The 13,701-nt window shown below is 60.5% G+C and carries 8 protein-coding genes; 6 read left to right on the top strand and 2 right to left on the bottom strand.

The features are described 5' to 3' along the window. Positions 1 to 545 precede the first annotated feature (545 nt). A complete protein-coding gene (locus OXT71_03900) occupies positions 546 to 674 on the bottom strand; it encodes a hypothetical protein (GenBank protein MDE2925523.1) in 129 nt (42 codons plus the stop codon). Positions 675 to 789: 115 nt separating this feature from the next. On the opposite strand from OXT71_03900, the gene OXT71_03895 reads away from it, so the two are divergent. Next, a complete protein-coding gene (locus OXT71_03895) occupies positions 790 to 993 on the top strand; it encodes a hypothetical protein (protein MDE2925522.1) in 204 nt (67 codons plus the stop codon). Here OXT71_03895 and OXT71_03890 read toward each other — a convergent pair. After that, positions 983 to 2,281 carry an integrase arm-type DNA-binding domain-containing protein gene (locus tag OXT71_03890; protein ID MDE2925521.1) on the bottom strand — a complete coding sequence of 433 codons (1,299 nt, stop codon included), beginning with the start codon at positions 2,279 to 2,281 and terminating at the stop codon, positions 983 to 985. The genes OXT71_03895 and OXT71_03890 overlap by 11 nt on opposite strands. Positions 2,282 to 3,648: 1,367 nt before the next feature. Between OXT71_03890 and OXT71_03885 the strand changes: the two genes are divergently transcribed. From OXT71_03885 to OXT71_03865, 5 genes are all read left to right on the top strand, one after another. Then, positions 3,649 to 5,304, top strand: a complete 1,656-nt coding sequence (locus tag OXT71_03885) for a hypothetical protein (protein MDE2925520.1) — start codon at positions 3,649 to 3,651, stop codon at positions 5,302 to 5,304. A gap of 107 nt (positions 5,305 to 5,411) precedes the next feature. Continuing rightward, positions 5,412 to 8,774 carry an ATP-binding protein gene (locus tag OXT71_03880; GenBank protein MDE2925519.1) on the top strand — a complete coding sequence of 1,121 codons (3,363 nt, stop codon included), beginning with the start codon at positions 5,412 to 5,414 and terminating at the stop codon, positions 8,772 to 8,774. A gap of 147 nt (positions 8,775 to 8,921) precedes the next feature. Then, entirely contained in the window at positions 8,922 to 9,107 is a 186-nt protein-coding gene (locus OXT71_03875; protein ID MDE2925518.1) for a hypothetical protein, read from the top strand. A 936-nt stretch (positions 9,108 to 10,043) separates the two neighbouring features. Then, positions 10,044 to 12,161, top strand: a complete 2,118-nt coding sequence (locus OXT71_03870) for an ATP-binding protein (GenBank protein MDE2925517.1) — start codon at positions 10,044 to 10,046, stop codon at positions 12,159 to 12,161. Further along, the gene (locus tag OXT71_03865; GenBank protein ID MDE2925516.1) at positions 12,158 to 13,573 is read left to right on the top strand and encodes a sigma-54 dependent transcriptional regulator; all 1,416 of its coding nucleotides are present in this window, start codon (positions 12,158 to 12,160) and stop codon (positions 13,571 to 13,573) included. The genes OXT71_03870 and OXT71_03865 overlap by 4 nt, the downstream gene beginning before the upstream one ends. Positions 13,574 to 13,701: the final 128 nt, after the last annotated feature.

Genomic DNA, 13,701 nt, shown 5'->3' with positions numbered 1-13,701 from the left:
CTCACTTCTTCATTGATCCCTGCGGGAAGGCCTCTGCGAAGATGGGGAAGGGAGAATTCCAGTCTGTCGTAAGAGAATGCGCCGCATGGGAGAGGACAACGGAAACTTGCAATGGGAGGCCAAGCAAGCGGCCCAGGCGCTTGTCGATGGCCGCCCCGACGGCGCGACCTGTTACCAACGGTTCCAACTCGATCGCCCGCTTCAGCGCGGGCGTCACCCCGCCGTAGGAACCGAGCCGCGTGTGCCGGATCACTGACGGAAACGCGAGTAACCTCCACTGGGTGGTGCAGAGTACGCAGACCACAAAACGGACTGCGCCCGTTTGGAGAAATCCCTGCTCCAGCACAGGCGCGCGGTGGATCCTGGACAACGTCCAAGGGCCTATCCCTAACCCCTGGCCCGGCCTCACCAAGCCAACACAGGCCAGATGGCGGGCTTGTTTTTTCGGGAATTCTCGAAGATTGCGCCTGAGTGGGTTTCAGGCGGCGTTTCGGCGGACTATGGCTTCGCGCAGGCCTTCAAGCTGGCGCTCGACGCACGGCGGATCAACGGAGCCGTCCGGCCGCCGGGTCTCGACTCTCGCCAGCCATGTAGTCCGCCCAGTCGTCCATGAGCCGGCGCCGTCGTTCGAACAGGTCCGTGCGCTGGTAGGCGGCCTCGATCGGGTTGCTCACCTTGTGCGCCTGATGTCCGTGCTCCCGTCCCGCCCGACCCGTCTTGGGCGTCGATGTGGTCGGACGGGGAACAGGATCGGATCGGGTTCAGCGGGCGGCAAGGCGCTACGGTAGGATGCAGGATCTGGACGAGGGAAAGACCGTGGCCAAGCCGTCGAAGATCCTGGTTCACGTCGCTGCCATCATCGGTCTGTATCTCGCATTCTCATTCGTGATGTTCCTGGGACTCCAGGTCAGTCCGGTCTACGGCAACGTCGGGCTCTTGGTGATTGCCGCTCTGGTCGCGCTCTACGTCTACATCGGCTTCATCAGGAAGTAGCCGCGGCTGTATCCGCTCGCCTCGCTGGTGATGACCAGCGCCGGGCTGGGCTCCGATGTCGGGCCTCCGTCGTCTCAGCGCCGCGTCCCTTGTCCGCATGGCCGTCCAGATATCCGGCCCAATCGTCCATCAATCGCCGCCGCCGCTCGAACAGGTCCGTGCGCCGGTAGGCCGCCTCGACCGGGTTGCGCACCTTGTGCGCCAAAGCCGCCTCCGCCACCTCGCGCGGATGATCCGTCTCCTCCGCCACCCAGTCCCGGAAACTCGACCGGAACCCGTGCGGCACCGCCGCAATCCTCAACCCCCGGAGCAGGTCCGCCATGGCCGTATACCCGATGCGCTTTCCACCCACTCCCGGAAATACGAGTGGGCTGCCGCCAGCGAGCGCCCGCGCCTCCTCCAGGATCTCCAACGCTCGTCGGGCCAACGGAACGCGGTGCTCCCGATTCACCTTCGTCCGTGGGGCCGGGATGGCCCATACTCCTTCCTCCTGGTCGATCTCCTTCCACGCGGCCCCACGGACCTCGCCGGAGCGTGTCGCCGTCAGGACCAGGAACTCGAACGCCAGCTTCACCACCGGCCGCTTTTTCGATGCCCGCACCGTCCGAAGTGCAGACGCAACCTCCCCGTGAGGCAACGCCCGCATGTGGCGCACGGCGTTCCCCTGCGTTCCGAGCACCGGGCCGATCCGGTCGCACGGGTTGTCGGGCCGAAGATCCATCGCCACGGCCCACTCCAAGACCGCGCGGATGCGCTGGCGCAGCTTGCGGGCGGTGGCGGCCTTCTCGTGCCAGATCGGAGCCAGGATTCCGATCACGTCCGCGCTCGTCACCTGCGCAATCGGTATCTTCCCGATATGAGGCAAGACGTAGCGCTCCAGGCTCCACAGCCAGAGCCGCGCATGCCGGGGGGAGCGCCAGCCCGGCCGCAACTGCTTCCAGACCGCCCCAGCGGCGTCCGCGAAGCTGGGCATCGACTCGGCCCGCCGGTTCGCGGCCCGGGGGTCGCCCCCGTCGCGGGCCAGCTTCCGGTTGGCGAACGCCTTCTCGCGCGCTTCCGTGAGCGAGACGAGGGGGAATCCGCCGAGCCCGAGCTCGGTTCGGCGGCCCCGGATGGTGAGGCGCTGGATCCAGCCCCGGCTCCCGGTCGGCCGCACGTAGAGGTAGAGGCCGTGGCCGTCGCAGTATCGTCCGGACTGGCTCACGTTGCGGACAAAGGCCGGGGTCAGGGCATTGAGGGGATGTGGCCCGCGCGGCTTGCGTTGCGGAGGTCGTTTCGGGACTCTCATGCCTACCACTATACCTACCACCATATGGTGGATGCAAGAGGATGGAGCGGGTCGGTATGGGACAAGGTCGGATGTTCGGTATAGTTATAACCCAATCAAATACAAACACTTATGAACATTACTGGACCTAAATGGACGATGTACCTGATTCAATCAAGGATTCCTCGCGGGAAGGCCAAGAAAAGACACCTGTGACGGGCAAGATGGGTCACATGAACGCTCCTGACATCCGCGAGCAACGGCTGGAGGCCCTCAGGAAGCAGGCGGTGGAGAGGCTCCGTGCCCGACGCGCTTACCGCTGTCCGGACTGCTGCTATCGGAGCTTCCAGAGAGACTGTTCCCGCTACGGTGAAACCTGCGAGACTACGACTCGGCCACCCGCATGAGTTTCGAGCGAACCCGTACCGGATGCCGGGAGTTCCGACTTGGGCCGGGCGAGAGATGTTGCCACTGCTGCGGATGTCTCAGCCAGCCTGTGCTTCGGATGCCAGCCCGCTGACGGATTTCCCCCGGTAAGTTTGTATCCTGTCGGACTAGTTCTGTCGGGATTGGTTCCCGGCAGCAGATCATTCATGGTAGTGATCGAGGCAAGGGCGGCGGTTCATCTGCCGCCCCTTCCTCGTCTCCGACCCGCCCTCCCGGACAAAGCCGACAAAGTGCAACTATTCAACTCTGGGCAGGATCCTAATTCCCCACAGGGGCACAAAGAGGACACCTCGCTGAGAGCAGAGGCCGAATAGGGGATAACTCCAGGCCCTCTCGACGACCTCTTACAGGACGGTGCTGACGTCAAGGCTCACGCTGATCTGCAAGATCGCCGCGGTCGCCCTGGAGACGCGGTCCCGTTTCACCTTGATCTCTCGCCTCAATTCATCGGGACTCGTCAATTCTCCTTCCTCGACGGACCCCGGTACGAAACTCGGTCCAGGGTTCCGAGACGGCGATTCAACGGAGGCTCCGAGCGCGCCGCGCTCTGCGGTCAACACCAATGGCGGATCCATCATTTATTTCACACATCTTTCGCTATAAAAACTCATATTTTCACATCCGATTCACGATATCGAACTATACTGGCCTAGTTATCTCCATTTTTGGTGAGTTGCAAACCGTATCGTTTCTCCAGCCGCAGGGAAGGAGTCTCTTGCCGTGGCGGGTTCTTGGCGTAGTCGTGGTGGCGCTTGCCACGGAGACGACTCGGCCCGGAACCGCATAGGTTGGTTCGAAGAGCGCATGGTCCGCCTCGAAGGCACGCTCGACGTGCTCCGGGAGTTTTTCGTGGGGAGCAGGCATGGCACCGCCGCATGTAACGGCGACCCGAAAGAACTGAACATGATCCAACTATCCACATTGACGGGAGGAAACTTCCAATGAAGAGATCTTGGAGTTCCTGGGTACTGGGATTGCTGTTGTCTGCCACGGCGGCGGGCCAAAACCCGCAGGGGCCGATGCAGACGGTCATGTATTTCCCCGACTACGTGGACGGGGGCGGCTGGTCCATCCAACTGGCGATCACCAACGTCCGTCCGCCGTGGGTCCGGAATGCAGGGGAGACATTGGTGGTCGTGGATGTCTACGATTCCCAATTTCAGGACCTTCCGGAATTCTTCGGCGGGGTTCGAAGCTTCATGCTGCCGGATCAGGGCACCCGAGTTCTGAAAAGTGCCGGGACGGGAGAGATCCGGCGTGGGTGGATCGGGGTCCAGAGCGATTCGGACACGGTGAGTGGATTGTTGACCTACCGGAACGCGCAATCGGGGATCGAAGTCGCCGTCGAGCCCACCCAGTTGGGGACAGAATTCGTGCTGTTCGTCGAGGAGACGAGCGAGATTGGCACCGGCGTGGCGATCTTCAAACCGGCGCATGGAGTGAGATTGGCGATAGAGGTCCAGATCCGAGACGAAACAGGGGCCGACCCGGTGGGGGAGATCCTCCGCTGGGGGGGATCTTGGACGCAACGGGCGCAAACCCTGCCGGAATGGTTTGAGGGGGTCGATCAGGAGTTTCTCAAGGACTTTCGGGGGCTTCTATTCTTGCGAGCGGCAGGAAGCAATTTTAAGTTCGCCCCGCTGGGGCTGAGGTTCGGGAAACGGAAACCGTCGCTCTCGGCGGTGCCGGCGATCCCGCTCCGGGACCTGAGTTCCGGCAAGATGTACTGGGCGGAACGGGACAGGATCCGGCGGGCAAATCTGGATGGGAGTGGGGACGAATACCTGGTCACCTCGGGATTGGACCGCCTCGACGTTCTGGCGCTGGACCCGGGGGCCGGCAAGATGTACTGGACGGACTCGGGGACGGACAAGATCCAGCGGGCGAATCTGGACGGGAGCGGGGTGGAAGATTTGGTCACCTCGGGATTAGACAGACCCCAGGTTCTAGTGCTGAACCCGAGCGCCAGGAAAATGTACTGGGCGGACGGGGGCACGGACAAGATCCAGCGGGCGAATCTGGACGGGAGCAGATTGGAAGACTTGGTCACGGGAGCGGGCGGGGTCGAAAGTCTGGCGCTGGACCTTAGTGGCGGCAAGATGTACTGGACGGCAGCGACGGAGAAGATCCGGCGGGCGAATCTGGACGGGAGCAGATTGGAAGACTTGGTCACCTCGGAATTTCTCAGACTCAGCGGGCTGGCGCTGGACCTGGGCGCAGGCAAGATGTACTGGACGAACTTGAGGGGCAAGATCCAGCGAGCCAATCTAGACGGAAGCGCAGTGGAGGATCTGGTCACCTTGGGATTAGACAGGCCCGCCGGGCTGGCACTGGATCCGGGTGCCGGCAAGATGTACTGGGTGGACTGGGGGACGGGGCGGATCGGCGGGGCGAATCTGGACGGAAGCGAGGTGGAAACCCTCGTCTACGGGGGCCACCCCTTCAGTCTGGTGTTGGACCTGGGTGTCCGCAAGATGTACTGGACGTCCCGGTCGGCGATCAATCGCATGAATCTGAACAGGAGCGGGATGGAACGACTGGTCTTTGTAGGCGCGCCGGTCGCCAGTCTGGTGCTGGACCTGAATGGTGCTCCCTGAGTCCCTTTCCGGCGACGGTGAATTCTGCCGAGTGTCCCGGGGACGTGCCGAGACCCGAGACTGATTGGGGCGGATCGAGGGCTATACCGAGTATCGAAGAGGAGGTAATGTCATTGAACGACGAACTGGAGAGGGCCAGAGTTCAAGTCCTCGTAGACAATACTGCCCAAGCAGTGTTTAAACATCTCGATCGGCTTGAGGACAACCGCAAGCTACTAGAACTGCGCTGGATCTGGGAGCTGCTACAGAATGCTCGAGACGCAGCACGACCGGATGGGGTCCACATCAAGATCCGGCTTTCAGACTCCACTCTACGATTCGAGCACGATGGCGAGCCTTTCAGGCCTCGTGAAATCGCACATCTCGTGTATCACGGATCAACCAAGATCGAACGCTCCGACCCTGTTGGCCGATTCGGCTCAGGATTTCTAAGCACGCACCTCTTATCCCGGTCCGTGCGGGTCGGAGGATGCCTCAAAGATCTTAGTGGGTTTGATTTTCTTCTAGATCGTACTGGCAACAATGTGCAAGAACTTCACGCTTCGATGGACCGGTCGTGGGAAGCATTCCAGCAATCGTTACGGCCCGGCCAGGAGGTGCCGACTAGCACGTCTTTTTCGTACGACGAGATCACGGAACATGGCCAACTCGCGCACGAAGGCGTGGCCGCACTTCGTCAGTGTGGTCCGCTGGTCCTGGCATTCTGTCCCGACATCGTAAGTATTGCTGTTGAAGTGGGGGACAACTCGTGGAGCCTTAGACGCGGCCACCCAACGCGAATGGACGGAGGATCCATCTTGGAGGTTCAGTGCCAGCAAGATGGTCAAATGAGTTCTCGTTTCGTGGCAGTTGCAGAAGGCGAACCCGGAATCCAAGTCGCTCTTCAGCTACGCCCATCTGAAGCTGGTGGCCTTCAGGTCGACCCGGACCTGGTATCAACACCGAAACTCTTTATTTTATTTCCGTTGATCGGGAGCGAGCGTTTGGGACTACCGGCTTCCATTAACAGCATGGAATTCAAGCCCCATGAGGATCGAAACGGGGTTGTCCTGGCGGGAGTTTCGGAGGGGGCAGAAAAGAATCGGCACTTGTTACAAGAGTCGATGCAATACCAAAAACGGATCCTAAATTGGTGTGCCCAGAATAATTGGGGTGGCACCGATCGTCTGCTTGCCTTCGACACCGACAACTTGCCCGATTGGGTTCGCGAAAACAAACAGTGGTTCATTGAACTCCTAGCTGACCTGTTCCGGCATGCTCGGGAAACGCCGCTAATGCCGACTCGCGACGGCGACTGGATAAATCTGCAAGATGCGTGGATCCCCACGACCGATGATCCATCTCACAGAGAGCAGCTTGGAGATCTCATGGCTTCATGGGATGAGGCGCCGGCGAGGCTTCCATGTCGTGATCATCTGGATTCATGGTCACGGAATCTCGCGAACTGGAGCCGACTCCTGGGCCAAGAGCCTTCGGATATGGACGAGGCGCGCACCATCGAGGCAGTCGCGAAGCTGGCCAATAGGGCAGGAAGTATTGAAGGCGTACAGGAGAGACTACTTGGAGACATCGGTCTATCGTGGCTCATTTCGCTACTCCGACTTGTTCAGGACGCCAAGTGCACGCGACTATTCGATGAGTACAAGTTACTTCCGAGTCAAGCGGGCTGCCTGAAGAGGCGCTTGAGTCTGTCGCACGATCAAGAGATCTCAGACAAATTAAAGGATATCGCGGAAGGCTTCGAGATCAAGATCCGGAATGGACTACTTGATACTCGTGTGGCGGACGAAGTAGAAGGAATTGCAGGCCATCTCCCCCGCAAGTCTGAATCGGATTTACTCACAACAATCCGGGACCGGGTGGAGGCTAATTGCCACAACGACCAGTCAACCAAGGTGCCAAGATGGTCCGTTAAATCAGATCTCGTGCCTGGGGTCATCAAGCTCTTCAGGTGGATGGTCAAGCAAGAGTATAACGACACACACTTGAGAGACTACCCTTTGCCAACGACTGATGAGAACGAAGGCAGAACAACCATTTTTCGTCTGGACTCAGAACTCGATACCTCTCATAAGCCATTAGCCCCACGGTCAACCTGGCCGCGGTGTGCCCAGAATTTCTCGACACTCTTCTCCAAGCGGAAGATCCTAGCGGAGGCATTCGCCAGTGGTGATGCTGTCCAATGGCGTAAGCTGAGAAAACAGGGTTACGTGAACATTTCGCCCCTCATCGAGACGCAGTGCGAAGAAATAAAGGGCTGTTTGCCTGAAGAGCCGCTCTCAGATGAACCAGATAGTCACGAGTTAACTCAAGGGATTTCAGTATCCAATGTCGTCTTCCTCACCGAAAAAAATGTCGGATTGATCGACAGGGTCCGCAAAAGTGAGAACCGTGCTACTGAGCTCATCCACTTTATTCTTAAATTCGTGATCCCAACAGACGAGATGGCCTTTGAGGTTGTTGGATCCGATTGTGAGTGTGGGGAACCTCACACATTCCACCGTGCTGCATGGCTCAAACCCCTGCACGATCGATCATGGGTGCCTGCCAAGAATTCCGATGGACGTACCATCAGCGTGCGGCCATCGGCAGAGTCTCTCTCACGGCTCCTAACCCGCTCTCCCGACATCACGCAGCTCCTGTTGGGCGAGCAAGGCACGGAGTTATTACGAGTATTGGGCATTCGCCCGGCGGATATCATGCTCCGGAGCATGACCGATGACGAGGACCTACAGGTGGGACTGATTGGCGCGATGAAAGATCTCTACGAAGCTGCCGGTTGCGACGCCCGGAGTGTCTATGAGGTGGCGGACGAAATTCGAGAACGGCCAGAGATCATCACCTCAATCCGGGAGCAGAAAGAGCGCCGTAAGACAATCCAGCGGAATCAGGCGATTGGGTCCTTTGTCGAGGATCTACTTCGACAGGAACTGGAACAGAAACTGAAAGGCCGTGGATTGAAGGTTTGTCCAAGGCGAGTGGGAGCCGACATTGCAGTAGAGCATGATTACACCAGAAAAAACGAAGGCGGAGACAACGAAGAGATCATGCTTGAAGTGGTGGATCAATCGGCAGGTGCAAAACATAGCCGGTGCGCTACACTCATCGAAGTGAAGAGTACAAAAGGCAAAATTGTGAAGATGACTCCCCCGCAGGTGGAGAGTTCTTGCTCACGCGGCGATCATTTTGCTCTCTGTGTCGTGCCGCTCGATGACAAACGACCCACGCGGGCGACGGTCCGTGAGCGTGCCCGCTTCGTATTCGGGATTGGGGAGTCTCTCAAATCGGCATGGATGCGCTACGAGGATCTCCGAGATGCTTCAAAAAGGGCCCTCCAAATCCAAGATGATGCCATCGAGATCGAGATCAGAGAGGGTCAAGTGCGTTTCCGCATTGGTAGCGAAATTTGGAGCGGACAAGAATCACTGAAATTCCAACAGACGGTAGAGCGACTCATTGGTGGACGGTAACGGGGGCTTCCGGTGATGCCGCTTGGCGAAAACACCGATCGTCGGGGGCGGCGGCTCACGGCGCCGGGCTTGGTACTGCCCCTATTTCTGGCCAGCGTTCGAGACTGCGTGACACGGCATTTGCCCGATTGAGAGAAGGAGCACCCCATGGCTCCGGACACCGATACGGAGGCGGCGAGGGAGCCGCCGGACGGGGCCGGTTGGGAGCGTGCGCAATCTGTGGCTCCAGACTCCAATACGGAAGTCGGGTTGGACGACTCCGACAAGGTCTCCATGGACTATGGACACGACCCGACGAAATGCATTTTGATCGTCTGCTGGCGGCACGATTGACCAAATCTCCGCTTGAGGTATTCGATTTGAGAAGGGTGATCGAAGAGATATGACCCTTATGTTTACGGGTATCGGCATTGCCCATCTCGTCGGATTCGTGACGTGGGCGCTCCGAATTCGGCGGCTTGCTTTTCCGGATGGGGAACCTCGGCCGAGCGAAGTTGATTCTTGGTCGGTGATCGGCGCTTCACGCCGGAAGCAGTGCTATCCGCCGAACAAGGCAATTAGAAAGCGAGCGGCGCGATGCTCGAACTAGCGATGTGCTACATGGGCATTCACCGGTGGCACCTCGCCGATTCCGACGCTGGGCGGCTTGGTCTGGAATTGAGGCTCGAAACTCGTCCACGGTCCACGGGTAACCGTTCGGTCAAGCCGTGAGGATCGACTTCCTGAGCCGGGCCTGCGGCCTCGCGCTAAATGGGGCAAGAACCTGAGGAAGTGCCACTCTTGCACCTTCAACGGGATGGAGGCACAGAGCGGAGAATGTGACCCAACGTGTCGGGACGAGGCGGCCGGGTTGCGTGCCGCGTAAGGACTTCGCGGTCGACGATCACCTGCCGTTATCCTTTCCCAAGGAGGTCTTACTGCCCCAAAGAGTGGTTCACGCCCGACGGCAACCCAACGGGAATTGAGCACTGCGGCGTGGATGCCGACCGACCACTCTTTCACGGCTTGACCGAACGCTTACGGTCCACGGACCTCCAATAAGGTCGAGTGGAATCCCATTTGGAACGTGGGATTTTATGAGGGAACCAGTTCGGGAGAATAGATCATAAAACTCCTATTATCAGATACTTACGAGAACTATACCGTAATGGGGACGACAGTCCCCCCCTCCGTAACGCGTCTTCCAAGAGGCCGACTGGAAGTCTTCCCTCCGAATGTAGTAATATTTGTCACTCAACTGTCCACCATTTGGACATTGAAGGGAGTCCCGTGCGAAGCCTCCGGCACAAACTGGTCCTCTTCATTCTCCCCCTGGCGGTGATCCCGCTGGCCGCCATCTGCGTCTTCGCCTACTACCAGGCCAAGGAGCAGATCACCCAGGACCGGACCGTCCTCTACCTGGAACAGGTCGCGCAGGGCATCGCCGACAACATCCTGCTTTCGATCCTGGAGAAGAAGGAAGAGACCGTCTCCATGACCCTCTACCGGGAGCTGGGAGACTACCTGGTCCGGCGGGTCGATCCTCCCACGCTGCTGCTGAACCAATTGGTGGTGGTGCACGAGGTCTACGACCTTCTGGTGCTGTTCGACCGGGAGGGCCGTGTGCTTTCCACCAGCAGCATCGACCGGAACGCCGTGGGAGTGAGCCTGGATCCGGAACGGCTCGCGGACCTGCGGGGACAGAGCCTCCTTTCCTACACTGCGGACGGCAGTTGGTTGGAGGAGGTCCGCCAAGGGCGATTCGGCTACCTGGACTGGCACGCCTCGCCTCTGATCCGTCAGCTTTACTCCTACCAGGACGACGACATCGCCCGCCAGAGATCCATCGGGTTCGCGGCTCCCTTCCTGTCGGAGGACGGGGCGCTTCTGGGAGGGATCCTGGCCTACATGAACTGGGAGTATGTCCAAGCGATTCTGGACAACATCGAGGAGGACCTGGAACGGCGCTCCCTGACCTCCGGTTACGCCTTTCTCTTCGGCAAGGACGTGAACACCGTCATCGGCCACAAGTACCGGAGGAATCGTCCGGGCTCGGGAGGGGGGCGGGTTCCCCTGGTGGACAACTACGGGTCGCGCCTGGGGGAGGACCACGGCCTGGAAGACCTCCAGGATGCCATCGCCGGCGGCGCCACCCACTTCTACTACGAGTATCCCCCCGGCACCTCCAAGATCAGCGGCCTGGCGGTGGTGAATCACGATTTCCTCCGGTGGATCTGCGGAGTGGGAATCAACGACGAAGACATCTTCGCCCCCGTGCAGGACCTGAAACGGGTGCTGATGGGGGCCGTCTCGCTGACCGCCCTGTTGGTGGGACTGCTGACCTACTCCATCGCCCGGGGCATCACCGTCCCGGTCAAGCGGCTCACCCGGGGCGCTCGCGTTCTGGCCGGCGGCGAGCTGGACCAGCGGGTGCGGGTGGCCTCCCGGGACGAGATCGGCGAGTTGGCGGTGACCTTCAATGAAATGGCCCAGTCGCTTCAGGATCGGAGCCACGCCCTGATCGAGCTCAATCGGAGCCTGGAAGAGAAGGTCAGGAAACGGACCAGCGAGCTGGAGCGGACCGGCCGGGAAGTCCGGAAGGCGTACCAGGAACTCAAGGACACCCAGGTGCAACTGGTGCAGAGCGAGAAGATGGCGTCGCTGGGCCAACTGGTCGCCGGCATCGCCCACGAGATCAAGAATCCCCTGAACTTCATCTACGGCAACACCGACTTCCTGCGCCAGTACGTTCAGAAGTTGGAAGAGGTGATCCGCTTCTACGACAGCCATTCCGGACTCAAGCCGGACGATCGGGAGACGCTCGATTCCCTGCGGCGGCGGATCAACTACGACTTCGTCATCGAGGATCTCGACCGCCTGATGGACAACTTCGAGGAGGGGGCCCAGCGAATCCACGCCATCATCGGAGACTTGAGGACCTTCTCCAGGATGGACGTGGACAAGACGCAGCGGGTGCCGATCCAGGAGCCGCTGGACCTGGCGTTGAACCTGCTGCACAACGAATACCGGGACCGGATCCGGATCCAAAAGGATTATGGCGACGTGCCCCCGGTGGAATGCCATCCGGGGCGCCTGAGCCAGGTCTTCATGAACGTCCTCTCAAATGCCTGCCAGGCCATTCCCGGCCGCGGCGAGATCCGGATCCGGACTTCGACGGACAACGGAGAAGCGGTGATCGAGATCGAGGACGACGGATCCGGGATCAGGAAGGAGCACCTGGGAAAGGTATTCGAGCCCTTTTTCACCACCAAGGCCGTGGGTCAGGGCACGGGACTGGGTCTGAGCATCAGCTACGGGATCGTGCAGCAGCACCAGGGGTCCATCCAAGTGGAGAGCGAAGTCGGGCACGGCACCCGTTTCTGCGTCCGGCTTCCCCTGAAGTCATGAACGACAGGCACTCACTGCTGGTGGTCGACGACGAGGCGGGCAATCTGCAGAAGCTGCGCCGCACCTTCATCAACGATTACGAGGTGCTGGAGGCCGCCTCCGGCCGGGAGGCTCTGGACCTGTTGCGGCGGAGGGAGGTCTCGGCCGTGATCACGGATCAGAGGATGCCGGCCATGACCGGTGTGGAGTTGCTGCATCGTTCGCTTCACATCCGGCCCGGCGCGGTGCGGATCATACTCACCGGATACACCGAGTCCGAGGACCTGATGGACGCCATCAATCAGGGGCACGTCCATCGCTACATCACCAAGCCCTGGGATCCCAAATCTCTGCGGAAGGTGGTGAAACAGGAGTTGGGCCGCTGGGAGTTGAAGCGGGAGCAGGAGCGTCTCGGAAGGGAGCTCCACCGGATCAACAGCCGCCTCGAGGCGGAGAACTCGAAGCTGCGAGAGGAAAAGCAGCTCTTGGAAGACTCCAAACCCCGGCTCGTCTACCGCAGCCGCGCCATCAAGACGCTGCTGGGTTCGCTGGACCGGGTGGCCCCCACCGGCTCCACTGTCTTTCTGCAGGGGGAGACCGGAACGGGAAAGGAGCTTCTGGCCCGGTACGTCCATGATCGGAGCCCCAGGGCGAGCCAAGCCTTCGTGCCGGTCAACTGTGGCGCCGTCCCGGCCGACCTGGTGGAGAGCGCGTTTTTCGGTCACAAGAAGGGAGCCTTCACCGGTGCGACGGAAGAGAAGAAGGGGTACTTCGAGCTGGCCGACGGCGGTACGATTTTTTTGGACGAGGTGGGAGAGGCGCCGTTGGACCTTCAGGTGAAGCTGCTCCGGGCGCTGCAGGAGAGCGAGATCTTTCCGGTGGGCGCCGAAGCCCCCGGGAAGATCGACGTCCGCGTGGTGGCGTCCACGAACCGGGACCTGAGCCGGGAGGTCGCCGAGGGCCGCTTTCGGCAGGACCTCTACTTCCGCCTCAACGTCTTCACCGTCATGGTGCCTCCCCTCAGGGCCCGGCCCGAGGATGTGGACGAACTGGCCCGGTTCTTTCTGGAACGTTCCTGCCGGCGGCTGAACAAGTTCGGCTGCCGTTTCGAACCAGGGACTCTCGAAGTGCTCCGGGGATATTCCTGGCCCGGCAATGTCCGGGAGCTGGAGAACGAGGTGGAACGGCTGGTGATTCTGGCCGAGCCGGACCGGCCCATCTCACCCTCGGCGCTGTCGGGGAGGATCTCCTTTCCTCCCGAATCGGGTCCCGCCCAGGGTTCGTTGAAGCAGCGGCTGGCCCAACTGGAGCGCGACCTCATCCTGGAGGCCCTCCGCGTCCACGACAACAACCGGAGCCGGGCCGCCGAAGCGCTCCAAGTGAGCCGTCAGACCATCATCTCCAAGCTGAAGCGTTATGGAGGAACGAGATAGTCGGCGACCTTCGTGTCGCCGGGAGGGAAAGTCGCCCCGGGGGGGGGGGGCCCCGGCGCCCCCCCCCCCCCAAACAACGGCCCCCACGAGGCGTTTGCGCCCCCGGCGGCGCCCATAGAAAAGGCGCC

This window comes from Acidobacteriota bacterium, assembly GCA_028874215.1.
In the GTDB taxonomy this organism is placed as follows: Bacteria; Acidobacteriota; UBA6911; order RPQK01; family JAJDTT01; genus JAJDTT01.
Note: the sequence above shows the minus strand (reverse complement) of the source record. Positions and strands in the feature narration are given on the sequence as shown.